Below are 23,388 nucleotides of genomic sequence, written 5' to 3'. Positions count from 1 at the left end.
TCAAGCCCCTCAGGAGATCAGCGATGCCCAGCCGTCGTGAACGTGCCAACGCCATTCGTGCCCTCAGCATGGATGCCGTGCAAAAGGCCAACAGCGGCCACCCAGGTGCCCCCATGGGCATGGCGGATATCGCCGAAGTGCTTTGGCGCGACTATCTGAAGCACAACCCGAGCAACCCGAGTTTCGCCGACCGTGACCGCTTCGTACTGTCCAACGGCCACGGTTCGATGCTGATCTACTCGCTGCTGCACCTGACCGGCTACGACGTCACCATCGATGACATCAAAGGCTTCCGCCAGCTGCACAGCCGCACCCCGGGCCACCCGGAATACGGCTACACCCCAGGCGTCGAGACCACCACCGGCCCGCTCGGCCAGGGTATCGCCAACGCCGTGGGCTTCGCCCTGGCCGAAAAAGTGCTCGCTGCCCAGTTCAACCGTGACGGCCACACCATCGTCGACCACAACACCTACGTGTTCCTCGGCGACGGCTGCATGATGGAAGGTATCTCCCACGAAGTCGCCTCGCTGGCCGGCACCCTGGGCCTGAACAAGCTGATCGCCTTCTATGACGACAACGGCATTTCCATCGACGGCGAAGTGCACGGCTGGTTCACCGACAACACCCCGGCGCGCTTCGAAGCGTACAACTGGCAGGTGATCCGCAACGTCGACGGCCATGACGCCGACGAGATCAAGACCGCCATCGAAACCGCCCGCAAGAGCGATCGCCCGACCCTGATCTGCTGCAAGACCATCATCGGTTTCGGCTCGCCGAACAAGCAGGGCAAGGAAGACTGCCACGGCGCACCGCTGGGCAACGACGAAATCGCCCTGGCCCGCAAGGAATTGAACTGGAACCACGGCCCGTTCGAAATCCCGGCCGAGATCTACGCCGAGTGGGACGCCAAGGCCGCCGGTGCCAAGGCCGAAGCCGACTGGAACCAGCGCTTCGATGCCTACGCCAAGGCCTACCCGGAGCTGGCTGCCGAGTTCAAGCGCCGTGCCAGCGGCGAGCTGCCGGCCGACTTCAGCGAGAAGGCCCAGGCTTACATCAACGAAGTGGCTGCCAAGGGCGAAACCATTGCCAGCCGCAAGGCCAGCCAGAACGCCCTGAATGCCTTCGGCCCGCTGCTGCCAGAGTTCCTCGGCGGTTCGGCCGACCTGGCCGGTTCCAACCTGACCCTGTGGAAGGGCTGCAAGGGTGTCGAAGCCAACGACGCCAGCGGCAACTACGTGTTCTACGGCGTGCGCGAGTTCGGCATGACCGCCATCATGAACGGCGTTGCCCTGCACGGTGGCCTGGTGCCTTACGGCGCGACCTTCCTGATGTTCATGGAATACGCCCGTAACGCCGTGCGCATGTCGGCGCTGATGAAGCAGCGCGTGATCCACGTCTACACCCACGACTCCATCGGCCTGGGCGAAGACGGCCCGACTCACCAGCCGATCGAGCAGCTGACCAGCCTGCGCAGCACGCCGAACCTGGACACCTGGCGCCCAGCCGACGCGGTGGAATCCGCCGTGTCCTGGAAAAACGCCCTGGAGCGCAAGGACGGCCCTTCGGCGCTGATCTTCTCGCGCCAGAACCTGCAGCACCAGGACCGCGATGCCCAGCAGATCGCCGACATCAGCCGAGGCGGTTACGTGCTCAAGGACTGCGCCGGCGAGCCTGAGCTGATCCTGATCGCCACCGGTTCCGAAGTGGGCCTGGCTGTTCAGGCGTACGCCAAGCTGACCGAACAAGGCCGCAAGGTGCGCGTGGTTTCCATGCCGTGCACCAGCGTGTTCGATGCCCAGGACGCTGCCTACAAGCAGTCCGTGCTGCCGCTGGAAGTAGGTGCGCGTATCGCCATCGAAGCCGCGCACGCCGACTTCTGGTACAAGTACGTCGGCCTGGAAGGTCGTGTCATCGGCATGACCACCTACGGTGAGTCGGCGCCGGCTTCGGCACTGTTCGAAGAGTTCGGCTTCACCGTGGAGAACATCCTCGGTACTGCCGAAGAGCTGCTGGAAGACTGATGTATCAGTGGGGGCAATGACGCCCTCCAGGTCGTGCAAAGGGGAGGGCTTCGCCCTCCATCGCGACACAAGGCCGCTCCTACAGGGTACTGCGCATGCAGCTCCTTGTAGGAGCGGCCTTGTGTCGCGATGGGCCGCAACGCGGCCCCAACAGCCATCATGCGTTAGCGAGCCAACGAATGCCCCACCTGCGTCCCTACAAAGTTGCACTCAACGGTTATGGCCGTATCGGCCGCTGTGTCCTGCGCGCGCTGTTCGAGCGGGGGGCAAAGGCCGGTTTCGAGATCGTCGCGCTGAACGACCTGGCCGACCAGGCCAGCCTGGAATACCTGACACGCTTCGACTCCACCCACGGGCGTTTCCCCGGTGAGGTGAAGGTCGATGGCGACTGTCTGCATATCAATGGCGACTGCGTGAAGGTGATGCGCAGTGCCACCCCCGAAGGCATCGACTGGGCAGCCCTGGACATCGACCTGGTGCTGGAATGCTCCGGCGCCTACCACACCCGTGCCGATGGCCAGCGGTTCCTCGACGCCGGGGCGCCGCGGGTGCTGTTCTCGCAGCCGATGGCCAGCGAGGCCGACGTCGATGCCACGGTGGTCTACGGTGTCAATCAGGCTTGCCTGACCGGCAACGAGCGCCTGGTGTCCAACGCATCGTGCACCACCAACTGCGGCGTACCGCTGCTGCGCGTGCTGGACCAGGCATTCGGCATCGAGTATGTGCAGATCACCACCATCCACTCGGCGATGAACGACCAGCCGGTGATAGACGCCTATCACCATGAAGACCTGCGCCGCACGCGTTCGGCCTTCCAGTCGGTGATCCCGGTGTCCACTGGTCTGGCACGTGGTATCGAGCGCCTGCTTCCGGAACTTGCCGGGCGAATCCAGGCCAAAGCGGTACGCGTACCAACCGTCAACGTCTCGTGTCTGGACATCACCCTGCAGACCGCCCGCGATACCAGCGCGGCCGAAGTCAACCGGGTGCTGCGCGAGGCGGCGCTGGAAGGCCCGCTGAAAGGCTTGCTGGCCTACACCGAGTTGCCCCACGCCAGCTGTGATTTCAACCATGACCCGCATTCGGCGATCGTCGATGCCAGCCAGACCCGTGTTTCCGGCCCCCGCCTGGTGAACCTGCTGGCCTGGTTCGACAACGAGTGGGGGTTCGCCAACCGTATGCTCGACGTTGCCGAACACTATCTGCACGTCGTCCACCCAACCCGCAACAAACAGCCCTGAAGGACTGCATTCATGACCGTGTTGAAGATGACCGACCTCGACCTGCAAGGTAAGCGCGTACTGATCCGCGAAGACCTCAACGTGCCTGTGAAGGACGGTGTGGTAGCCAGCGACGCGCGTATCCTGGCAGCGCTGCCGACCATCAAGCTGGCCCTGGAGAAGGGCGCGGCGGTAATGGTCTGCTCGCACCTGGGCCGCCCGACCGAGGGTGAGTTCTCTGCCGAGAACAGCCTCAAGCCGGTCGCAGACTACCTGAGCAAGGCCCTGGGCCGCGACGTGCCGCTGGTTGCCGATTACCTTGGCGGTGTCGAGGTCAAGGCTGGTGACCTGGTGCTGTTCGAGAACGTGCGCTTCAACAAGGGCGAGAAGAAGAACGCCGACGAACTGGCGCAGAAATACGCCGCCCTGTGCGACGTGTTCGTCATGGACGCTTTCGGCACTGCCCACCGTGCCGAAGGTTCTACCCATGGCGTTGCCAAGTTCGCCAAGGTCGCTGCTGCCGGCCCGCTGCTTGCTGCCGAGCTGGATGCCCTGGGCAAGGCCCTGAAGGCCCCCGCCAAGCCGATGGCGGCCATCGTTGCCGGTTCCAAGGTCTCCACCAAGCTGGACGTGCTGAACAGCCTGAGCTCGGTCTGCGACCAGCTGATCGTCGGTGGCGGCATCGCCAACACCTTCCTGGCCGCAGCCGGCCACCCAGTGGGCAAGTCGCTGTACGAGCCTGACCTGGTCGACACCGCCAAGGCCATCGCCGCCAAGGTCAGCGTGCCTCTGCCGGTCGACGTGGTGGTTGCCAAGGAGTTTGCCGAGAGCGCCGAAGCCACCGTCAAGGCCATTGCCGACGTTGCCGCCGACGACATGATCCTGGATATCGGCCCGCAAACCGCAGCCCACTTCGCCGAGCTGCTGAAGTCGTCGAAGACCATCCTGTGGAACGGCCCGGTAGGCGTGTTCGAGTTCGACCAGTTCGGCAACGGCACCAAGGTGTTGGCCAAGGCCATCGCCGACAGCGCCGCGTTCTCCATTGCCGGCGGCGGGGACACCCTGGCAGCCATCGACAAATATGGCGTTGGCGCCGATATCTCCTACATTTCTACCGGTGGTGGCGCCTTCCTCGAGTTCGTCGAGGGCAAGGTCCTGCCGGCCGTGGCGATTCTGGAAGAGCGGGCCAAGGCCTGATGACGTCGGCGCTTGGCAAAGGGAGCGGCCTGATGGTCAAGCAATTGCCTGTGATGATGCTGGCTGGCCTGCTGAGCGCATGCGCCGGCAGCCCGGCCTCGGATGCCGACCCGACGCGGTCGCCCAAGGGCGGTTGCTACCAGTCCGAGTGGCAGGCCGAGACTGTGCCGGTCATCAGCAAGCGCGTGGGCCCGGAAGGCCTGGAAAAGTACGACGAAGACCACCAGCGCAAGGCGCCAGGTTGCCCTTGATCGGGTAACAGGCAACCTGAAGGCTGATTTGTGGTCTTGAGGTAGGGGCCGCTGAGCGGCCCTTCGCGGGCTTGCCCGCTCCCACATGTGCAGCGCTTGACCTGTGGGAGCGGGCAAGCCCGCGAAGGGCTGCACAGCAGCCCCAAATCGAGGAAACTGAATGAAAGCGCTTTTGGCCGTGACGGCTCTGGCGACACTGGCAGGATGCTCGCTACTGAAGCCGGCGCAACCCGCCCCGGCTGACGAATGGACCCGTTGGGTCTGCGACACCCAGGCTGAAGTGCTGTGGCGCTTCGCCGATGCGCAGCGCGACCAGGTCGATGTGCGCCTTGGTGGCGGCGACCAGGTCTACCGGCTCAAGGCCGAGCAAGGTGCCTCGGGTGCGCTGTACAGCGATGGCATGCTGGCCTTCCATACCAAGGGCGAAGAAGGCCTGGTGTACTGGGTGGCAACCAACGATCTGATTGGGCGGGGCTGCAAGGCACCGTGACTGGCCGGGCCGCTAGGGTGGCCCACACTACTTGAACAGCAACCGCCCCTGCGGCAGGCTTGCACGAAACAAACGACGCTTGTCGGGAGAGAGATACACAATGGCACTCATTAGCATGCGCCAGATGCTGGACCACGCCGCCGAGTTCGGTTACGGCGTACCAGCTTTCAACGTCAACAACCTCGAGCAGATGCGCGCCATCATGGAAGCGGCCGACAAGACTGACTCCCCGGTGATCGTCCAGGCTTCGGCCGGTGCTCGCAAGTACGCCGGTGCGCCGTTCCTGCGTCACCTGATCCTGGCGGCCATCGAAGAATTCCCGCATATCCCGGTGTGCATGCACCAGGACCACGGCACCAGCCCCGACGTCTGCCAGCGCTCGATCCAGCTGGGCTTCAGCTCGGTGATGATGGACGGCTCGCTGGGTGAAGACGGCAAGACTCCGACCGACTACGAATACAACGTCCGCGTTACCCAGCAGACCGTTGCCATGGCACACGCCTGCGGCGTTTCGGTAGAAGGCGAGCTGGGCTGCCTGGGTTCGCTGGAAACCGGCATGGCCGGTGAAGAAGACGGTATTGGCGCCGAAGGCGTGCTGGACCACAGCCAGATGCTGACTGACCCGGAAGAGGCCGCCGACTTCGTCAAGAAGACGCAGGTCGACGCCCTGGCGATCGCCATCGGTACCAGCCACGGTGCCTACAAGTTCACCAAGCCACCAACCGGTGACGTGCTGGCCATCGACCGCATCAAGGAAATCCACAAGCGCATCCCCAATACCCACCTGGTGATGCACGGTTCGTCCTCGGTACCGCAAGAGTGGCTGGCGATCATCAACCAGTACGGCGGCGACATCAAGGAAACCTACGGTGTACCGGTCGAGGAAATCGTCGAAGGTATCAAGCACGGCGTGCGCAAGGTCAACATCGACACCGACCTGCGTCTGGCCTCCACCGGTGCCATGCGCCGCCTGATGGCGCAGAACCCGAGCGAGTTCGACCCGCGCAAGTTCTTCGGTGAAACCGTCAAGGCCATGCGTGACGTTTGTATCGCCCGTTACGAAGCCTTCGGCACCGCTGGCAATGCCTCGAAGATCAAGCCGATCTCCCTGGAAGGCATGTTCCAGCGCTACCTGAAAGGTGAGCTGGCCGCCAAGGTCAACTGATCTTCTGGCATTGATGAAAAAGCCCGCAGCGATGCGGGTTTTTTCATTTCTGGGTGTTGGAATCCTACGCCTGTGCTGGCCTCTTCGCGGGTAAACCCGCTCCCACAGGGAGCATTCAAACCCACCAGGCAGCGCAGTACCTGTGGGAGCGGGTTTACCCGCGAAGAGGCCCGGCACATATTCCCGGCAAACTGACCGTTAGTCGGCTACCGTAGAGTTGAGGCACTGATAGCGTTCTGATTGCATTGCGTGTTATCCGCTCAGGTCTAGAGTACTAGTGGATCCAACCGTATATTGAAGTCGGTCACATAACAGAGAAGCAGCATGGATGTCGCTCACCCTCAACCTCAGCCACTGGATGGCAACTCGGTTCTTCTGGTGGTAGACGATTACCCCGAAAACCTCATCAGCATGCGGGCATTGCTGGCCCGTCAGGATTGGCAGGTGTTGACGGCAAACTCCGGGATGGAAGCCTTGAGTGCGTTGCTCGAGCACGATGTCGACCTGGTTCTGCTGGATGTACAGATGCCGGAGATGGACGGCTTCGAAGTCGCCAGGCTGATGCGCGGCAGCCAGCGCACACGGCTGACCCCGATCATTTTCCTCACCGCCAACGAACAGTCCGAAGCGGCCGTGCTCAAGGGTTACGCCAGCGGCGCCGTGGACTACATGTTCAAACCGTTCGACCCGCAAATTCTAAAGCCCAAGGTTCAGGCGCTGCTCGACCAGCAGCGCAACCGGCGCATGCTGCAGCGCCTGACCCGAGAGCTGGAAGCGGCCAGGGCGTTCAACGCGTCGATCCTGGAGAATGCCGCCGAGGGCATTCTGGTGGTTGACGCCCGAGGCATCATCAGTTTCGCCAACCCGGCCATTTCCCGTTTGTTGTCAGCGCCGGTGCAACAGTTGCAGGGCGCCCATCTGCTCGACCTGGTGCAACTGGCCACTGCCTGCTCGTGGAACGAATCGGACTTCTACCAGGCCTATCTGGGGCGGCGCATCTTCCGCGTGCACGATGCCCAGCTGCGCACCCTTGGCGGCGAGCTGGTGCCGGTGGCGTTGTCGTGTGCGCCACTGCCGGCCGAACAGCAGGGCATGGTGGTCACCGTGCTGGACATGTCAGTGGTACGCAACCTGCACCAGCAGCTGGAGTACCAGGCCGTTACCGACCCGCTTACCGGCCTGCTCAACCGCCGCGGGTTCTACCAGGCCGCCGAAGGTGTGCTGCTGCGCAACGAGCGCTCGGACAAGGCGCAGGCGCTGATGTACATGGACCTGGATGGCTTCAAGCGCATCAACGACTCGCTCGGCCACGACGCGGGCGACCGGGTACTGCACTGGGTGGCCGAACAGCTCAAGGATTGCCTGGGCAGTGAGGCGCTGCTGGCGCGCATGGGCGGGGACGAGTTCACTGCACTGTTCGACAGCCTGCCTTACCCGGAGCAGGCCGGGCGCTATGCCGAGCGGTTGCTGGAACGTATTTCCATCAGCCACCAAGTGGAAGGGCTGGATGTGAGCCTTGGGGTGAGCATCGGCATTGCCACCTATCCGGATTGCGGCGCCAATGTCGAAGGCCTGTTGCGCGCGGCCGATGCGGCGATGTACGCGGCCAAGCAGGCGGGGCGCCAGCAGTATCGCTTCTACGATCAGGAGCTCAATGGCCGGGCGCGTTCGCGGCTGATGCTCGAGGACAGCGTACGCACGGCCGTGGAGCAGCAAGACTTCACGCTGGTTTACCAGCCGCAGGTCGGCTTCCACGATGGCCGCTTGCGTGGCTTCGAGGCCTTGCTGCGCTGGCAGCACCCCAGTGTCGGCGACGTACCGCCGGGGCTGTTCATCCCGTTGCTGGAAGAGGCGCGCTTGATAAACCGCCTGGCCAGCTGGATCTACCGCCAGGGCGCGGCTCAGCGTCAGGCATGGTGCCAGCGTTTCCCGGCGGACCTGGTGCTGGGTATCAGCCTGAGCCGTGCGCAGTTCGTCATGCCAAGCCTGGTCGACGAGCTGCACCGGGTCATCCAGCTTTACCAGCTGGACCCGGCGCAGCTGGAAGTGGAAGTGGCGGAAACCTCGCTGATGTACAACATCGATGCGGCGGTGAAACAGATACACCGCTTGCGCGAGCTGGGTGTACGGGTGGCGCTGGATGATTTTGGTGCCGGCGACTGTTCGTTGCGCATGTTGCGCGACCTGCCGATAGATACACTCAAGCTCGACCGCCATCTGGTGGCGCGCCTGCCTGATTCGGCGGTGGATGCAGCGCTGGTGCGCAGCGTCATCGGCCTGTGCGCCGACTACAGCATCACGGTGATCGCCGAGGGGGTGGAAACCCCGGTCCAGGCTGCCTGGCTCAAGGCCAATGGTTGTGAGTACGTGCAAGGGTTCCTGGTGGCTTACCCGATGACCGCCACCGATGCCAGCAGCTTCCCGGCGATTTTCTCCTGGCCGGGGCCATGATTGGCTAGAATCGGCATTCGTTACACCGAATGCAGCGCCATGACCGTATTACGATACTTGCAAGCCTACCCTCCGCACCTGCAGCAGCAGGTGCGGCAGATGATCGAAAGCGACCGCCTGGGCGAGTACCTGCAGCGCCGCTACCCCGACCGCCATGACGTGCAGAACGACAAGGCGTTGTACGGCTATGCCCAGGATCTGCGCCAGCAATACCTGCGCAGCGCGCCGAACCTGGACAAGGTGCTGTTCGACAATCGTCTCGACCTGACCCATCGGGCCCTGGGCCTGAATACGGCGATATCGAGGGTGCAGGGCGGCAAGCTCAAGGCGAAGAAGGAAATCCGCATCGCCTCGCTGTTCAAGGAGGCTGCGCCGCAATTCTTGCGCATGATCGTGGTACACGAACTGGCGCACCTGCGCGAGCGTGACCACAACAAGGCGTTCTACCAGCTCTGCCAGCATATGGAGCCGGACTACCACCAACTGGAATTCGACCTGCGCGTCTACCTGACCTATCGGGAGCTGCCGGGCAACTGTTAAGGACCACGCAGCATGGAAGTGAGCAAGACCAAGAGCAGCTTCTACCGCCGCCTGTACGTGGCCTGGCTGATCGACAGCCAGACCGCGACCAGCGTGCCGGCCCTGATGGAGGCCACCGGCATGCCCCGGCGCACCGCTCAGGACACCATTGCGGCGCTGGCCGACCTGGATATCGTCTGCGAGTTCGAACAGCAGGAAGGCGCGCGCAACCACGCCGGGCACTACCGCATTCATGACTGGGGAGCGATCGACAAGCAGTGGATCATCCGGCATTTGCGGCAGATTCGCGAAGTGCTGGGCTATCCCTGAATCGAAAAGCTGACGCATTCCCTGTGGGAGCGGGCGTGCCCGCGAACACGGGCGAAGCCCGTGCCATCCACCGCAGTGCCTGATTCGCGGGCAAGCCCGCTCCCACAGGGATAGCGGTTAACTCAGCCTTTGCGCATCCCGATATGCGGAATATCGTCCTCCAGATATTCCTCGCCCACCACCTCGAACCCATGCCGGGCATAGAACCCCTGCAAATGCGCTTGCGCCGACAGGTAAACCGGCACCCCCGGCCAGCAATGCTCTGCTGCTTCCAGCCCCTTGAGCAGCAAGGTATGCCCCAGCTTCAGCTCGCGCGCCGCGGGCGCAGTCACCACCCGCCCGATCACCACATCCCCACCCTGGGATTGCGGGTCGAGCAGGCGCAGGTAGGCCACCAATTTGTCATCCTGCCAGCCCATCAGGTGCAGGGTATCGCCGGTCAGGTCCTGGCCATCGACTTCCTGGTAGGCGCAGCGTTGCTCGACCACGAACACTTCAGTGCGTAATTGCAGAATGGCGTACAGCTGGTCCTTGCTGAGATCGGTGTGGTGCTTGCAGAGCCAGTCGATGGACATTGGCGCGAACTCCTTGAGTGAGCCGTCGATCATCGCATGATGTATGTGTCACGGCCAAAATAGAGGCTAAATGACACTATTGGCCGCTGCCCTCGCCAACGGCTTTGTGTAATCTCGTCGGCAGTGTGTGCCCTCCATTGCGAAAGGACGTGAGCATGCGGCCACTGCTTTGTGTTCTGGGATTGTTGGCAATGATGCTTGCAACGCCCGCCCCGGGTCGTGAGACGCTACGCCTGGTGGCCGACAACTGGCCGCCGTTCACCGATGCCAGCATGCCGGGCGGTGGCCTGGCGACCAGTATCGTCACCGCGGCACTGGCCCGGGCCGGCTACGCCAGTGGGGTAGAAGAGGCGCCGTGGGCGCGGGCCCTGCGGGGGGTGAACGAGGGGCGTTACGACGTGTTGATCAACGCCTGGTACAACGACTCGCGCGCCAGCATCGGGCAGTTTTCCAAAGCCTACCTGGTCAACCGTATTCGCCTGCTGCAGCGCAAGGGCGAGGCGTTTAGCTACAAGCGCCAGTCTGACTTGTACCCCTACAGTATCGCTGTGGTGCGTGATTACGCCTATTCACCCGAGTTCGACCGCGACACCCGCCTGCACAAGGTGGCGGTGCGCAACTTTTCCTCTGCGGTACGCATGCTGGCGGCGGGGCGGGTGGGCCTGGCGGTGGAAGACGAGTACGTGGCCCGTTACAACTTGCAGCGCGAGCTGCCGGAAGTGCGCGATGGGGTGATGCTGGTGGAACCGCCGTTGGCAGAGAACACCCTGCATATCCTGGTCAGCCTGAAGCACCCGGAGCATGCGCGGATCGTCGAGCGGTTCGAACAGGCGATCGCGGCGATGAAGGCGGATGGCAGCTATGCGCGGCTCATGCGTCAGCATGGCTTTTGATCTTGTCGCCTGTTCTGGCCTCTTCGCGGGTGAACCCGCTCCCACAGGTATTACACAGATCTCGAAACTTGTAGGGTTCCTGTGGGAGCGGGTTTACCCGCAAAGAGGCCAGAACAGGTAACAATGCATTCAGGCCGGTGCACCTTCCTTGATCAAATGCGCGGCCAAGGTCCGCAGCGGCCCCAACTGCCGGCAGATCAACGCCAACTGCGTCTGCACCAGCCGCTGATGCTCATCCAGCTCTTCCGGCATCTGCTCCAGGGCATTGGCCAGGGCCTCTTCGGCATCACTGTGAATCGCCACCGGCAGCCGCGCGGCCAGGCCGTTGGCAATCTCGTCCAGGCTGCTGGCCAGGCTTTGCCCGGCACCTTCGATCAACTGCTCCTGCACCTCCGCCGGCAGGGCAGTGTCGCGGTGCGCGCCCAGCCCCGAGAGGTAGCTGAGCAAGGTATGCGACAAAACCAGGAAGCGGAAGCCGACGTCGGCTTCCTTCCGGAAGTGCCCCGGCTCCATCAGCATGTTGGCCAGGGTGGTGGACAGCGCCGCATCGGCGTTGTGGGCGTTGCGTCGGGCCAGGCGGTAGGCCAGGTCGTCGCGCTTGCCGTGGGCATACTGCTGCATGATCTGCCGCAGGTACACGCTGGCGCAGGCCAGGGTATTGGCCAGCGCCTTGTTCAGCCGCCGCCCCTGCCAGTCGGGGAGGAACAGGAACACCGCGAGGATGGCGATCAGGCTACCGACCAGGGTATCGAACAGGCGTGGCAGGAACAGGCCATAACCATCGCCGATCTGGTTGAAGCAGAACAGCACCATCAGGGTGATCGCGGCCGTGGCCAAGGTGTAGCGGGTAGTACGGTTGACGAAGAACACCACCCCGGCGACCACGGCGAACAGCGACTGGATGACCGGATTGGGGAACAGGTCGAACAGTGCCCAGCCCACCGTCAGGCCGACGGCGGTACCGATTATGCGCTGTACCAGCTTGCGCCGGGTTGCACCGTAGTTGGGCTGGCACACGAACAACGTGGTCAGGATTATCCAGTAGCCCTGGGTCGGGTGGATCAGGTGCACCATGCCATAACCGATCGACAACGCCAGCGGCAGGCGCAAGGCATGGCGGAACAGCAGCGAGGTCGGTGTCAGCTGAGTACGCAGACGGCTCCATACATCCTTCAGCGAACGCGGCGAGCGGTCGAGCAGGCTGCTGTCGCTGGCATCGGCCAGGCTGTCCGGGTTGCTGGCAGCGCTGAGCAGGCGGTCCAGCGTCGCCAGGTTGACGGCCAGCGCCCGCAGCGAGCGCAGCAGGCTGCGCCAGGCCGGGTTGTTCTGCATGCGCAGGTGTTCCAGCGAGGCGTTGAGGTCTTCGAGGGCTTCGGGGTAACCGCTGGCCAGCACGAACGGCTGGCGCAGACGGATGGAGCGGGCCAGTTCCTGGCAGGAAGAACCCTGTTTACGCAGCAGGCGCTGGCAGCGGAACATCACGTCGCTGTGGAAAAAAGCCTCGGTCAGCGCGTTGTAGGGATAGTGCGAAGCACTGACCCGTTCATGGATGTCCTGGGCCAGGAAGTACAGCTTGAGGTAGCGGCTGACCTTGGAGTTCGGCTGGCTGTTGCCCACCCGGTGCAGGATGATTTCCTTGGCCGCGTTGAGCGCCGCCACCACCCTGCCGTTCTGCTGGGCCAGTTCCAGGCGCTGGGCTTCGACGTCAAGGGTGCGGATGGGTTCGAACAGGCTGGCCTTGAGCTTGAGGTAGCTGCCTAGCTCGAAGAACAGCTTGGCCAGGCTCTGCTGCACCGGCTGGTTGGAAAACAGCGCCTGCCACAGCACCGACAGTAGCCCGTACCAGGCTGCACCGGTCACCAGCAGCAGCGGTTCGTGCCAGAAGTCGGTGACCTGGCCGCCGCGCTGGTCCACGCCGATCATGGTGTACACCGCAGTGATCAAGGTCGCTGATGCGATGGCGCCATAACGCTCGCCCAGGGCACCGAGCATGGTCAGGCCGAAGGCCGCCAAGGCCAGGGCAATGACGAATACCCATGGGTAGGGGAACAGCAGTTCGACCGCCAGCGCGGCGATGGCAAAACACACCAGGGTGACGGCCAGGGCGCTGAGGCGGCCCTGCCAGCTGTCATCGGTTTCGGCCAGTGCGCTGGCGATGATGCCGAGAAACAGCGGAATCAGCAGGGCCATTTCGTTCTGGTACCAGCACAGGGCCAGGCTGCCGGTGAGGGCGATGGTGACCCGGATGCTGTAGCTGAACTTGTCTTGACCCCACAGGCGACGCAGTGACTGACGGAACGAGCTCGATGACATGATGGCCTGCTAGGCAGTGATCAGAGGAATATCTTTCGAGGCCGTGCAATTGGGGCCGCTGTCGCGGCCCATCGCCGGCAAGCCAGCTCCCACAGGTACTGCACAAGCCTGAAGGCCTGTGGAGACCCTGTGGGAGCTGGCTTGCCGGCGATGGGCTGCACGGCAGCCCCACTGCTTTACCGGCGCTCAAGCACGGGCCAGCAAGAAGCGTTCCGTGCTGCTGAATGGATTCTACTCTACACGAACTGCGCTGCGGCGTTGGCCGATGCCCAGGCCCACTGGAAATTGAAACCGCCCAGGTGGCCGGTCACATCCAGTACCTCGCCAATGAAATACAACCCGGGGCTCTTCAGCGATTCCATGGTCTTGGACGACACCTCGCGGGTATCCACGCCGCCAAGGGTCACTTCGGCAGTGCGGTAACCCTCGGTGCCGGCCGGTACAACCTGCCAGTTCGACAGTTTCTCGGCGATCTGTGACAGTTCCGCCGGGGTGTACTGCTTCATCGGTCTGGACTCGAACCACTGCTCCGCCAACAGGTTGGCCAGCTTGCGGGTAAACACTTCGCCCAGCACTGTCTTCAGTTCGGCGTTGGCGCGCTCGGCCTGCATCTGTTGCAGCCAGGTCAGCGCATCACGGTCAGGCAACAGATTGATCTCGACGGTGTCACCGGCTTCCCAGAACGAGGAGATCTGCAAAATCGCCGGGCCGCTGAGGCCGCGGTGGGTAAACAGCAGGTTCTCGCGGAAGCTGGTGCCGTTGCAGCTGGCGGTGCAATCCAGCGAGGTGCCCGAAAGCTCGGTGCACAGTGCCTTCAGTTGGGGCTCGGTGATGGTGAACGGCACCAGCCCGGCGCGTGTTGGCAGCAGGGTGTGGCCAAACTGGCGGGCCACCTGGTAGCCGAAGCCGGTGGCACCCAGGGTCGGGATCGACAGGCCGCCGGTGGCGATCACCAGCGATTGGCAGGTGAACTGGCCGCCGCTGGTCTGCAGCAGATAGCCGCCTTCGGTCTTCTCGATCTGCTCGATGCTGGTGTGCATGCGGATCTCGGCGCCGGCCTCATCGCACTCGGCCAGCAGCATGTCGAGGATGTCACTGGCCTTGTTGTCGCAGAACAGCTGGCCGAGCTTCTTCTCGTGGTATGCCACGCCATGCTTGCATACCAACTCGATGAAGTCCCATTGGGTGTAGCGGGCCAGGGCCGACTTGCAGAAGTGTGCGTTCTGCGAGAGGAAGTTGCCCGGCTCGGTATACATGTTGGTGAAGTTGCAGCGGCCGCCGCCGGACATGAGGATCTTCTTGCCCGGTTTGTTGGCGTGGTCGAGCACCAATACCCGGCGGCCACGGCGGGCGCTGAGCTGGGCGCACATCAGGCCGGCGGCGCCGGCGCCGAGGATGATCACGTCGGTGGAGTGCACGGTGTAAACCTTATAAGAAAGAAACACAGAACCCTGTGGGAGCGGGTTCACCTGCGAAGGCGGCAGTGAGCCCACTATCGCATTCGCGGGTAAACCCGCTCCCACAGGGACCTTGCATGGCTTTAGATAATGCGGACTTTCAGGGAGCGGCCCTTGATCTTGCCGCTGTTCAGCCGCTGCATGGCCTGCTTGGCCAGCGCCCGCTCGACGGCCACGAACGCCTGGAAGTCGAAGATCGCAATCTTGCCCACCTGCTTGCCCGGGATCCCGGCATCACCGGTCAGCGCCCCGAGGATGTCGCCCGGGCGCAGCTTGTCCTTGCGCCCGGCAGCGATGCACAGGGTACTCATCACCGGCAGCAGCGGCTCGCCACCTTTGCTCTTCAAGCTGTCCAGCTGATCCCAGCGCAGTGGGCTCTTCTGCAGTTGTTCGATGGCCTGGGCACGGTGGCCTTCGGCTGGCGCCACCAGGCTGACCGCAATGCCTTTCTCCCCGGCACGGCCGGTGCGGCCCACACGGTGCACATGAATTTCCGCATCACGCGCCAGCTCGACATTGATGACCATGTCCAGGCCATCGATGTCCAGGCCGCGCGCCGCCACGTCGGTGGCTACCAGCACCGAGCTGCTGCGGTTGGCGAACATGGTCAGCACCTGGTCGCGGTCGCGCTGCTCCAGATCGCCGTGCAGGGCCTGGGCAACGATGCCCTTGGCGGTCAGGTGGGCGACCACATCCTCGCACTGCTGCTTGGTGAAGCAGAACGCCACGCAGGACTGCGGGCGGTAGTGGCCGAGCACGCGGGTGACGGCCTCGAGACGCTGTTGCGGGTCGATCTCGATGAAGCGCTGCTCGATCTGGTTGTCGGCATGCAGGCTCTCGACCTTGACCTGTTGCGGGTTGCGCATGAAGTCGGCGGCCAGTTGCTTGATGCCGGCCGGGTAGGTGGCCGAAAACAGCAGGGTCTGGCGGCGCGACGGGGTCTTGCCGATGATGCTGGCGATGGCATCGAAGAAGCCCATGTCGAGCATGCGGTCTGCTTCGTCCAGCACCAGGGTGTTCAGCCCGTCGAGCACCAGGGTGCCCTTGTCCAGGTGCTGCTGGATGCGCCCCGGGGTGCCGACGATGATGTGCGCGCCGTGCTCCAGCGAAGCGATCTGTGGGCCCAGCGAAACGCCGCCGCACAGGGTCAGGATCTTGATGTTGTCCTCGGCGCGGGCCAGGCGGCGCAGCTCCTTGGCCACTTGGTCGGCGAGCTCGCGGGTGGGGCAGAGCACCAGCGCCTGGCAGCCGAAGTAGCGTGGGTTGATCGGGTTGAGCAGGCCGATGCCGAAGGCGGCGGTCTTGCCGCTGCCGGTCTTGGCCTGGGCGATCAGGTCCTGCCCCTTGAGGATGACCGGCAGGCTCTGGGCCTGGATCGGCGTCATCGAGGCATAGCCGAGGGCGTCCAGGTTGGCCAGCATGGCAGTGGACAGCGGCAAGGTGGCAAAGGCGGTGGATTCGGTGGTCACGAGGCGGGCCTGCGGTGCGAAGCGAAAAATGCCGCACAGTCTACCAGCCTCGTGGCCATTCGCCCTACGACTCCATGTGTTGTTCCGGACGACGGGCACGCCTTCCGTCTGTCGGCGACAGCTGCAGGAAGATCGCCGCGGCCAGCATGGCCATCACACCGATGGTGACGAAGGTCAGCTGGAATGCGCCCAAGGTGGTTTCCACGCCGTCGGCGCTGCCGGCTGCGGTAAAGCCGCCGAGCAATGCACCCGCACACGCCACGCCCAGGCTCAGGGCCAGCTGCGCGACCACTGATAGCAGGCTGTTGCCGCTGCTGGCGCTGGCGTCGTCGAGGTCGATCAGGGTCACCGTGTTCATCGCGGTGAACTGCATGGAGTTCACCGCGCCCAGTAGACCGAGTTGTACCAGCAACAGCCAATAGGGCGTCTGCTCGTCCACCAGCCCCAGGCTGGCCAGCAGAAGGCCCAGCAGCAGGGTGTTGCCGGTGAGGATGATGCGGTAGCCAAAGCGTTCGATCAGTGGCCGGGCAATGGACTTGGCCAGCATCGCCGCAGCCGCCAGCGGGATCATGCTCATGCCGGCCTGGGCCGGCGAGTAGCCCAGCGCCACTTGCAGCAGCAACGGCACCAGGAACGGCAAGGCGCCGCTACCCAGGCGGGCGAACAGGTTGCCGAGAATACCGATGGCAAAGGTGCGTACGCGGAACAGGCTGGGCGAGAACAGCGGCTCTGGGTCGCGCCCGGCGCGCAGCCAGTAGGCCGCCAGGCAGGCCATGCCGGCGAACAGCAGCAACATCACCCGCAAGTGCGGCAGGTGCAGTTCGCCCAGGCCTTCCATGGCGATGGTGATCAATACCATCGCTGCACCAAACAGCAGGAACCCGGGGCCATCGAACGTGGTGCGCTCGGCACCGCGCAGGTCGGGGATGAACTTCCACACGGCGTAGCAGCCGATCAGGCCGACCGGCAGGTTGAGCAGGAAGATCCAGTGCCAGCTCAGAATTTCCACCAGCCAGCCGCCAACCGTAGGGCCCAGTAGTGGCCCGAGCAGGCCGGGGATGGTGATGAAGCTCATGATGCGCACCAGCTCGGTGCGCGGGTAGGCACGCAGGACCACCAGCCGCCCGACTGGCAGCATCAGCGCCCCGCCCAGGCCCTGTACGACGCGGGCGAAGATCAAGAAACCGAGGCTGTTGGCGGCGGCGCACAGCAGCGAGCCGAAGCTGAACAGCAGGATGGCGCTGAAGAAGATGCGCTTGGTGCCGAAGCGGTCGGCGATCCAGCCCGAGGCGGGGATCAGCAGGGCCACGGTGAGCATGTAGGCAATGATCACGCCCTGCATGCGCAGCGGGTCTTCGGCCAGCGAGCGGGCCATGGCCGGCAGCGCAGTGTTGAGGATGGTGCCGTCAAGGGACTGCATGAAGAAGGCGATGGCCACCACCCAGGGGATCCAGCGGGCGGTGACGGGGTCCAGCGGGGTGCGTTCGGGCATGACTTCCTCGTTTGTCTGTACCGGCCTCTTCGCGGGTGAACCCGCTCCCACAGGGATGTCACCACATTCAAGGGCAGTGGAGATCCTGTGGGAGCGGCTTTAGCCGCGAAAGGGCCGGCGAGTCCAATCACAATGTCAGGGTCAACCCTTTGACCAGTGCCCCCGGCAAATGACTCGACCCGGTACTGCGCTGTCCATAGGTACTGGTCGACAGAATCATCTCGCGCTCCTGGGTCAGGTCTTCCAGCTGGCTGCCGAGCAAACTGTACAGGCTGTCATCGAAGCGCATGGTGCTCACCGGGCCCTGGATCTGCCCATCCTCCACCCAGAAGGTGGCGAAGCGGGTCAGCCCGGTCATGCGTGCTGCCGGCAGGTCGGAATAGTTCAGGTACCACAGGTTGCTGATGTACAGCCCGGTACCAAGACGCTCCAGGATCTGCTCGCTGGGCAGGCTACCTGCTGCCAGGCTGAGCGCACACGGCGACTCGTAACTATCGGCGCCATTGGCCAGCAGCTCGAACTCGGCGGCACTGCGCGCACTGATCAATCGCTGCCGGGCCTCGCCTTGCTGGATCAATGGCACATCCAGGCGCGGCGAGCCTTCATCGGAAAACGCCGGGCTCAGCGAGCCGCTGACCTGTTCGGTGAAACTCACCAGCCGGCTCAGCCGCGCATCGCCGTTGTACAGGCGCTGCAGGGCGCTGTTGCCAGTGGCCAGGGCCTGTGCGGAAAAGCCGCCCCAGCACAGCATGCCGGCTATTTCGTCCATGGCCGCCGGGGCCAGGTAGGCACGGTAGCTGCCAGGTTTCAGCGTGACGGCAGGGCGGCCAAGGAAACCCAGCTGTTCCCGCGCCTGGCGCAGGCGTGCGGTGAAGTCGTCGGCGCTCCACACTTGCCCGGCATAATTGGCCTTCACCGCCTCGCCGTTTTCGTGGAACAGGCTCCAGTCGAAGTTGAAGCTGTTGGCCTGGTGCCAGCCGAAGGCCCCGAACGAGCTGGCGAAGCCCCGGCAGATGGGGCCGGCGGCGTAGATGCCGACAAGGTCCAGGTCGCCGGCTTCGCGCTCGAGCAGCGTCAGCACATCGCTCAGTTCGGGCAGCGGCTGCTCCTGCTGGCTGTGGCTGTGCCAGGCGCTTTCGTCCAGGCGAAGGTACGGATCAACCGCCAGCAGAGGCAAGGTCTGGCGCAGTTGCTCCAAGGCCGTGAACAGGCGCTGGCTATCCAGTTGCGTGTCACCACTCAAGGTCACCTGTTGCTCTGCCTGGCGGCCATCGCGGATCAGCCGCAGTTGCACCCCGGCCTGGTTCACGGTGCCGGCCTGGCGGACCTTGGCATGGTTGAAACGCACGAATTGCGACTGTTCGGCGCTGTAGCCCAGGGTGAACTGTTCGCCCGCCTGCAGAGCTTTGCGCACATCCCCGACCAGGGTTTCGAAAGCGTGTTTCATCAGGCGTCTCCTCCGAATACGTCGATCTGGCGGAACACGCAGGCCGGCGAGGCGTGGCCGACCCGCACCACCTGGTTGGGTTCGCCCTTGCCGCAGTTGGGCGTGCCCAGCACCTGGAAGGTACTGCTGTCGCCGACCGCCGCCAGGTTGCGCCAGAACTGCGCGGAGATGCCGCGGTAGTTGGGGTTCTTGACGATGCCCTTGAGCTCGCCGTTTTCGATCAACTGCCCCCATTCACAGCCGAACTGGAACTTGTTGCGCGCATCGTCGATGGACCAGGAACGGTTGGTGCGCATCAGGATGCCGTGCTCGATGCCCTTCACCAGCTGATCCAGGCTCTGGTCGCCCAGCTCGATGTTGAGGTTGGCCATGCGGTCGATCGGCGCACGGTTCCAGCCGCAGGCGCGGCTGTTGGCCACGCCGTCGAGGCCGGAGCGGAACTGCGACAGCGCACCACCCAGCGGGCGCAGCAGCAGGCCATCGCGGATCAGGAACTGCTTGCTGGCCGGGGTGCCGTCATCATCGAAGCTGTAGCTGGCCAGCTCTTCGCCTATGGTCGGGTCGAAGGTCACGTTGAGTAGCGGGGAGCCGTACTGCAGGTGGCCGAAGTCACCGGCCTTGACGAAGCTGGTGCCGGCGTAGTTGCGCTCGTCGCCGAGAATGCGGTCCATCTCCAGCGGGTGGCCGATGGATTCGTGAATCTGCAGCATCATCTGGTCCGGCATCAACAGCAGGTCGCGCGGGCCGCTGGGGGTATTCGGTGCCAGCAGCAGCTGCAGCGCCTCGTCGGCCACCCGGCGGGCAGCGCCGACCAGGCCACAGCGCTCGATGATCTCGAAGCCGCCCTGCTGGCCGAAGTTGTCGCGGCCCAGGCTGCGGCTCTGGCTGTCCTGGCCATCGCTGGCGGTCACGCCCAGGCCCGGGAACAGGAAGCGCTGGGCGTGGCGCAGCTCGGCGCCGGCCGAGTTCAGGTAGGTCTGCTCGACCAGGCTCAGGCCCAGGCTGGCCTGCCAGTCCACCAGGCGGCTGTCCTTGGGCACGCTGGCCGATTCGGCAGCGAGCAGGCCAAGGCAGTCGGCGAGGTTGGGCACGGGTTGGTCGAAGTTGGGCGAAATGTGGTCGTGGCGTGCGCTGGTCACCGGTTGCTCGCGCAGGTCCAGCAGGTTGTACCGGGCGATCTGCCGGGCCAGTGCCTCGGCGTGCTCCAGGGCACGCTGCAGGCCGGCCTGGGACAGGTCGGCGGTGGCGGCATAGGCTTCCACGCCATTCACCCGCACGGTGAGCATGGCGCCCTCGTCCTGGCTGAAGAAGGGTGGTTCCGCGACGTTGCGGCGAACCGACAGCGCCTGGTGCGACTGTTTCACATGGCGCAGGGAAAACAACTCGGCCGTACTGCGCAGCGCGGCAAAGCGCTGGCGCAGCAGGGCGCTGGTATCGAACATGTGGAAGCCTCCGTGTACACGGTGGCTCCCCCTTAGAACCACTCGTCCTGCATGGTGAGGCAAGTGTCGTCGCGCGCCTCGAGCAATGCCAGCTCATTATGGCAGCCAGGTACTTCCCAGGTCAGGAAATAAAGTGCGGTCAGCAAGGGCCCGGTGTTGCAGGTCCATCCTTGCGGATGGTGGCCTTCAACATTTCGTTCAGATGCGACGCAACATGGTGAGTGGTGTCCGTGAGCAGGTAGACGTGATGCTCGGCGAGCGCGGGGAAGCCCATGCCTTCCACGTACGCAAGTGATGTATCACCACTGTCCAGCCCCTCGACAATACCGACTGCCAGGCCGCTCCTCATGCAGGCTAGTACCGCATGCCAGTTGGCGCTTTCCAGCAGGATGCGGTACGCAATGCCATGCGTCTTCAATGCCTGCAATGCCGCCTCTCGGTACGGGCAGCCCTTCAACTGCAGGGCCAGTGGCAAAGGAAGGTCAGGGTCGTGGTGGAACCCTGGGGCTGCGGCCCAACGAGGCCTGGTCGAGCGAAGCCACTCCCCTTGTTCCCATACTTCGCTGCTGACCGCCACTGCCAAGTCCAGGCGCTGTCGTGCAAAAAGGTCGACGAGCTCTGCGCTGGACCGCGCTATGGCCTCCAGTTCCAGCTTCGGATTACTGGCTACGAAAACTGGCAGGAAATCGCTCATGAGGCTGGCTGCATATCCGTCTGGTACCCCAAGGCGGACCTTGCCGGTCATCTGCTGGGGCGACAACGTAGCCAGCAGCCTGTCATGGGCCATCAGAAAACGTGTCGCCTCAACCAGCAGGTGTCGACCCGCCGGGGTCAGTTCTACGGACTGGTTGCTGCGAGCAAACAGCTGTTGCCCGATCTGTTCCTCCAGCTTCTGTATTTGCGTCGTCACCGCCGACGGGCTGCGATGGACATAGTCGGCGGCATCCTTGAAGCGGCCCAGCCGGGCTACTGCCTGGAAGGTTCTGAGTACGTTGATGTCGAGGCCTTTCCCCATTGAACCACCTGATTTAGCCGGATCGAACCAGCGCTTCGATTTAATCAACTGTACAGGCTTTATACCCCCTCTTACTGTGTGGTTGCAGCACGGTTGTCACTCGGAAGTGCAATGGAATGATACGAATGAGCATCAGGTCATGCAGGAGTCGGCATTGATTCAGGTGCAGATGCCTAATGAGTTTCGGACTTTGCACTGAGGTTTGAGTGATGTGTTGTCTGGGTGGGCCTCTTCGCGGGTAAACCCGCTCCTACAACGGTCATCACATGCCATGGCCTGCAGTGGCCTTTGGAGCGGGCTTGTCGAGGCGTCGAACCGCCGCGAAAGGGCCCACCCAGGCAATTGAGAATTATCAGGGGATTGAACAATGACAACAGAAGACACCCAGTTCACCGTTGGCAAGACCACCTTCTACCAGGGTGAGAACGGCACCCATCCATTGTTCCGTATCGAGGCGGGCATCCCATGTAGGGACGCCCGCGAGCAGTCTTCGGAGTTGATGGGCTATGTGCGCGAATTGACCATCACCGGGCTGATGGACGAGAAACCGATGATGATCTGGGCTGCACATTATCTGGGTGCGATGGCCAAAGCGCTGATGGATGATGCTGAGTTGGGGATGAAGCAGTGAGGGATTGTTTTCAGGTCGCTGAAGTCTCCCAGGAATCCGCCAGCGGGGACGGCTCGGTGCGCTATCAAGTCGCGAGTACCTTCAGTAGCGGCTCCACAGGGACAGACGCATCATGAACCACTCCAACACCTTATCCCTGTTCGAGCGCGGCGTAGGCCGCGTGAAGCTGGCGCTCAAGTCAACGTTGAAGCGCACGCCGCGAGCTTCGTCGATCTGCCTGGGCGAGCAGGTTGCCTGGCGGGATGATCTGCTTCGACGACAAGGGCCCACCGTCACGGACACCCGAACGCTGGGGGAACTGGGTTATAGCCAAAGCCCACACTCGAAAGTTGCGGTAGATGCCATCACGGGGGTCGCTGTCGTCCATCGGTTGTTCACGCTCGAGGGCGTCGCGGCCTTGCAAGACATCTGCGCCCGCCTGGAGGAAGGGGCGGGCGACAGCGACTGGATCATTTCCCGGCGCACACGAGGGGTGACGGGGCTGTCGTCGTTCATCAACGACATGATGTGCAGTCGCTCATTCCTGCTGGCCATCTCGCGCATCGCTGGCGTGCCGCTCGTGCCTTACCCCATGCTCAATGCCCGCTCGCAGATCAACTACTACTACCCCAAGCCTGTCGAGCAACAGCAGCAACTGGGTATTTGGCATACGGACGGCACCAATTATGTGCTGAACATCGTGCTGTCGGGGCCGGCCGATTACAGCGGTGGCGAGTTCCTGTTCCACAACGGTACTGTCGATACCTTTGATGCTCTGGATTACCGCACCTTCGAAACCGCACGCCTGGACGAGCCCGGCGATGCCTTGTTCATCTATGGCAGCCGCCTGTTCCACGGCGTTCGCCCGGTGCTCAGCGGGCGGCGCATGTCACTGGTGTTGTCCTTCCATTGCCCTTACTTCGGTGACGACTCCAACCGCTTCTGGCACCTAGCCTCCGACGACGGCATTCCCGCGACCATCCCCAACTGGTTGGGGTTGCGCTGGGCCCTGCACCGATCAGCTGCTTGAC

The 23,388-nt window shown here is 63.6% G+C and carries 20 protein-coding genes and 1 pseudogene; 12 read left to right on the top strand and 9 right to left on the bottom strand.

All coding sequences use genetic code 11. The annotated features are described in order from the left end of the window. Positions 1-23: 23 nt before the first annotated feature. From tkt to R9B85_RS10260, 9 genes are all read left to right on the top strand, one after another. Complete coding sequence (tkt, locus tag R9B85_RS10300; protein WP_112249383.1) at positions 24-2,021, top strand: transketolase; 1,998 nt, start codon at positions 24-26, stop codon at positions 2,019-2,021. A 179-nt stretch (positions 2,022-2,200) separates the two neighbouring features. Next, a complete protein-coding gene (epd, locus tag R9B85_RS10295) occupies positions 2,201-3,262 on the top strand; it encodes an erythrose-4-phosphate dehydrogenase (RefSeq protein WP_013974502.1) in 1,062 nt (353 codons plus the stop codon). Between the two features lie 12 nt (positions 3,263-3,274). Then, the gene (locus R9B85_RS10290) at positions 3,275-4,438 is read left to right on the top strand and encodes a phosphoglycerate kinase (protein ID WP_112249384.1); all 1,164 of its coding nucleotides are present in this window, start codon (positions 3,275-3,277) and stop codon (positions 4,436-4,438) included. Beyond that, positions 4,438-4,689, top strand: a complete 252-nt coding sequence (locus tag R9B85_RS10285; protein WP_112249385.1) for a hypothetical protein — start codon at positions 4,438-4,440, stop codon at positions 4,687-4,689. Before R9B85_RS10290 ends, R9B85_RS10285 begins: the two co-directional genes overlap by 1 nt. Positions 4,690-4,849: 160 nt before the next feature. Continuing rightward, positions 4,850-5,179 carry an MliC family protein gene (locus R9B85_RS10280; protein WP_112249386.1) on the top strand — a complete coding sequence of 110 codons (330 nt, stop codon included), beginning with the start codon at positions 4,850-4,852 and terminating at the stop codon, positions 5,177-5,179. A 100-nt stretch (positions 5,180-5,279) separates the two neighbouring features. Beyond that, positions 5,280-6,344, top strand: a complete 1,065-nt coding sequence (gene fba / locus R9B85_RS10275) for a class II fructose-bisphosphate aldolase (RefSeq protein ID WP_008093958.1) — start codon at positions 5,280-5,282, stop codon at positions 6,342-6,344. Positions 6,345-6,668: 324 nt separating this feature from the next. Continuing rightward, positions 6,669-8,795: a putative bifunctional diguanylate cyclase/phosphodiesterase gene (locus R9B85_RS10270; protein WP_207879535.1), complete on the top strand. Its 2,127-nt coding sequence runs from the start codon at positions 6,669-6,671 to the stop codon at positions 8,793-8,795. 39 nt (positions 8,796-8,834) lie between these two features. Beyond that, positions 8,835-9,335 (top strand): M48 family metallopeptidase, encoded by a 501-nt coding sequence (locus R9B85_RS10265; RefSeq protein ID WP_423771008.1) that lies wholly within the window; start codon positions 8,835-8,837, stop codon positions 9,333-9,335. Positions 9,336-9,347: 12 nt separating this feature from the next. Further along, positions 9,348-9,644, top strand: coding sequence for a winged helix-turn-helix domain-containing protein (locus tag R9B85_RS10260; RefSeq protein WP_003249396.1), 297 nt, complete (start codon positions 9,348-9,350; stop codon positions 9,642-9,644). Between the two features lie 122 nt (positions 9,645-9,766). Here the strand turns inward: R9B85_RS10260 and R9B85_RS10255 are convergent, their stop codons facing one another. Continuing rightward, the gene (locus R9B85_RS10255; RefSeq protein ID WP_112249390.1) at positions 9,767-10,219 is read right to left on the bottom strand and encodes a GNAT family N-acetyltransferase; all 453 of its coding nucleotides are present in this window, start codon (positions 10,217-10,219) and stop codon (positions 9,767-9,769) included. Positions 10,220-10,374: 155 nt separating this feature from the next. Here R9B85_RS10255 and R9B85_RS10250 point away from each other — a divergent pair, with 155 nt between their 5' ends. Beyond that, a complete protein-coding gene (locus R9B85_RS10250; protein ID WP_112249391.1) occupies positions 10,375-11,112 on the top strand; it encodes a substrate-binding periplasmic protein in 738 nt (245 codons plus the stop codon). A 129-nt stretch (positions 11,113-11,241) separates the two neighbouring features. Here the strand turns inward: R9B85_RS10250 and yccS are convergent, their stop codons facing one another. From yccS to R9B85_RS10210, 8 genes and pseudogenes are all read right to left on the bottom strand, one after another. Continuing rightward, entirely contained in the window at positions 11,242-13,425 is a 2,184-nt protein-coding gene (yccS, locus tag R9B85_RS10245; RefSeq protein WP_112249392.1) for a YccS family putative transporter, read from the bottom strand. A gap of 236 nt (positions 13,426-13,661) precedes the next feature. After that, complete coding sequence (locus R9B85_RS10240) at positions 13,662-14,843, bottom strand: NAD(P)/FAD-dependent oxidoreductase (protein WP_207879536.1); 1,182 nt, start codon at positions 14,841-14,843, stop codon at positions 13,662-13,664. Between the two features lie 122 nt (positions 14,844-14,965). Then, positions 14,966-16,303, bottom strand: coding sequence for an ATP-dependent RNA helicase DbpA (gene dbpA / locus R9B85_RS10235; protein ID WP_235874650.1), 1,338 nt, complete (start codon positions 16,301-16,303; stop codon positions 14,966-14,968). Between the two features lie 112 nt (positions 16,304-16,415). Then, positions 16,416-17,843: a multidrug transporter subunit MdtD gene (gene mdtD / locus R9B85_RS10230; RefSeq protein ID WP_112249395.1), complete on the bottom strand. Its 1,428-nt coding sequence runs from the start codon at positions 17,841-17,843 to the stop codon at positions 16,416-16,418. 127 nt (positions 17,844-17,970) lie between these two features. Continuing rightward, positions 17,971-19,290: a TldD/PmbA family protein gene (locus R9B85_RS10225; protein WP_423771007.1), complete on the bottom strand. Its 1,320-nt coding sequence runs from the start codon at positions 19,288-19,290 to the stop codon at positions 17,971-17,973. Then, positions 19,290-20,732 carry a TldD/PmbA family protein gene (locus R9B85_RS10220; protein WP_423771006.1) on the bottom strand — a complete coding sequence of 481 codons (1,443 nt, stop codon included), beginning with the start codon at positions 20,730-20,732 and terminating at the stop codon, positions 19,290-19,292. Before R9B85_RS10220 ends, R9B85_RS10225 begins: the two co-directional genes overlap by 1 nt. Before the next feature lie 32 nt (positions 20,733-20,764). Beyond that, a pseudogene (locus R9B85_RS10215) lies at positions 20,765-20,884 on the bottom strand (hypothetical protein); the annotation flags it as partial. After that, complete coding sequence (locus R9B85_RS10210; protein WP_207879548.1) at positions 20,872-21,747, bottom strand: LysR family transcriptional regulator; 876 nt, start codon at positions 21,745-21,747, stop codon at positions 20,872-20,874. The pseudogene R9B85_RS10215 and the gene R9B85_RS10210, both read right to left, overlap by 13 nt. Positions 21,748-22,114: 367 nt before the next feature. Here R9B85_RS10210 and R9B85_RS10205 point away from each other — a divergent pair, with 367 nt between their 5' ends. Together R9B85_RS10205 and R9B85_RS10200 are read left to right on the top strand one after the other, a co-directional pair. Further along, complete coding sequence (locus tag R9B85_RS10205) at positions 22,115-22,378, top strand: DUF3077 domain-containing protein (RefSeq protein ID WP_112249399.1); 264 nt, start codon at positions 22,115-22,117, stop codon at positions 22,376-22,378. A 112-nt stretch (positions 22,379-22,490) separates the two neighbouring features. Further along, complete coding sequence (locus R9B85_RS10200) at positions 22,491-23,387, top strand: 2OG-Fe(II) oxygenase (RefSeq protein ID WP_423771005.1); 897 nt, start codon at positions 22,491-22,493, stop codon at positions 23,385-23,387. The last annotated feature ends 1 nt before the right edge of the window (position 23,388 follow it).

The sequence above is a fragment of the Pseudomonas sp. NLJ1 genome, from assembly GCF_049486705.1.
Classification (GTDB): Bacteria; Pseudomonadota; Gammaproteobacteria; order Pseudomonadales; family Pseudomonadaceae; genus Aquipseudomonas; species Aquipseudomonas inefficax.
The sequence above is the reverse complement of the archived record's forward strand: the minus strand, read 5'-3'. Positions and strand labels throughout refer to the sequence as shown.

Excerpts from the sequence above, each read along its gene's own strand:
- R9B85_RS10285 (WP_112249385.1), top strand. The coding sequence starts at position 4,438 with ATGACGTCGGCGCTTGGCAAAGGGAGCGGCCTGATGGTCAAGCAATTG.
- R9B85_RS10270 (WP_207879535.1), top strand. The coding sequence starts at position 6,669 with ATGGATGTCGCTCACCCTCAACCTCAGCCACTGGATGGCAACTCGGTT.
- R9B85_RS10265 (WP_423771008.1), top strand. The coding sequence starts at position 8,835 with ATGACCGTATTACGATACTTGCAAGCCTACCCTCCGCACCTGCAGCAG.
- yccS (WP_112249392.1), bottom strand. The coding sequence starts at position 13,425 with ATGTCATCGAGCTCGTTCCGTCAGTCACTGCGTCGCCTGTGGGGTCAA.
- R9B85_RS10250 (WP_112249391.1), top strand. The coding sequence starts at position 10,375 with ATGCGGCCACTGCTTTGTGTTCTGGGATTGTTGGCAATGATGCTTGCA.
- fba (WP_008093958.1), top strand. The coding sequence starts at position 5,280 with ATGGCACTCATTAGCATGCGCCAGATGCTGGACCACGCCGCCGAGTTC.
- R9B85_RS10260 (WP_003249396.1), top strand. The coding sequence starts at position 9,348 with ATGGAAGTGAGCAAGACCAAGAGCAGCTTCTACCGCCGCCTGTACGTG.
- dbpA (WP_235874650.1), bottom strand. The coding sequence starts at position 16,303 with ATGCTGGCCAACCTGGACGCCCTCGGCTATGCCTCGATGACGCCGATC.
- epd (WP_013974502.1), top strand. The coding sequence starts at position 2,201 with ATGCCCCACCTGCGTCCCTACAAAGTTGCACTCAACGGTTATGGCCGT.
- tkt (WP_112249383.1), top strand. The coding sequence starts at position 24 with ATGCCCAGCCGTCGTGAACGTGCCAACGCCATTCGTGCCCTCAGCATG.
- mdtD (WP_112249395.1), bottom strand. The coding sequence starts at position 17,843 with ATGCCCGAACGCACCCCGCTGGACCCCGTCACCGCCCGCTGGATCCCC.
- R9B85_RS10280 (WP_112249386.1), top strand. The coding sequence starts at position 4,850 with ATGAAAGCGCTTTTGGCCGTGACGGCTCTGGCGACACTGGCAGGATGC.
- R9B85_RS10220 (WP_423771006.1), bottom strand. The coding sequence starts at position 20,732 with ATGTTCGATACCAGCGCCCTGCTGCGCCAGCGCTTTGCCGCGCTGCGC.
- R9B85_RS10200 (WP_423771005.1), top strand. The coding sequence starts at position 22,491 with ATGAACCACTCCAACACCTTATCCCTGTTCGAGCGCGGCGTAGGCCGC.
- R9B85_RS10210 (WP_207879548.1), bottom strand. The coding sequence starts at position 21,747 with ATGGGGAAAGGCCTCGACATCAACGTACTCAGAACCTTCCAGGCAGTA.
- R9B85_RS10205 (WP_112249399.1), top strand. The coding sequence starts at position 22,115 with ATGACAACAGAAGACACCCAGTTCACCGTTGGCAAGACCACCTTCTAC.
- R9B85_RS10290 (WP_112249384.1), top strand. The coding sequence starts at position 3,275 with ATGACCGTGTTGAAGATGACCGACCTCGACCTGCAAGGTAAGCGCGTA.
- R9B85_RS10225 (WP_423771007.1), bottom strand. The coding sequence starts at position 19,290 with ATGAAACACGCTTTCGAAACCCTGGTCGGGGATGTGCGCAAAGCTCTG.
- R9B85_RS10255 (WP_112249390.1), bottom strand. The coding sequence starts at position 10,219 with ATGTCCATCGACTGGCTCTGCAAGCACCACACCGATCTCAGCAAGGAC.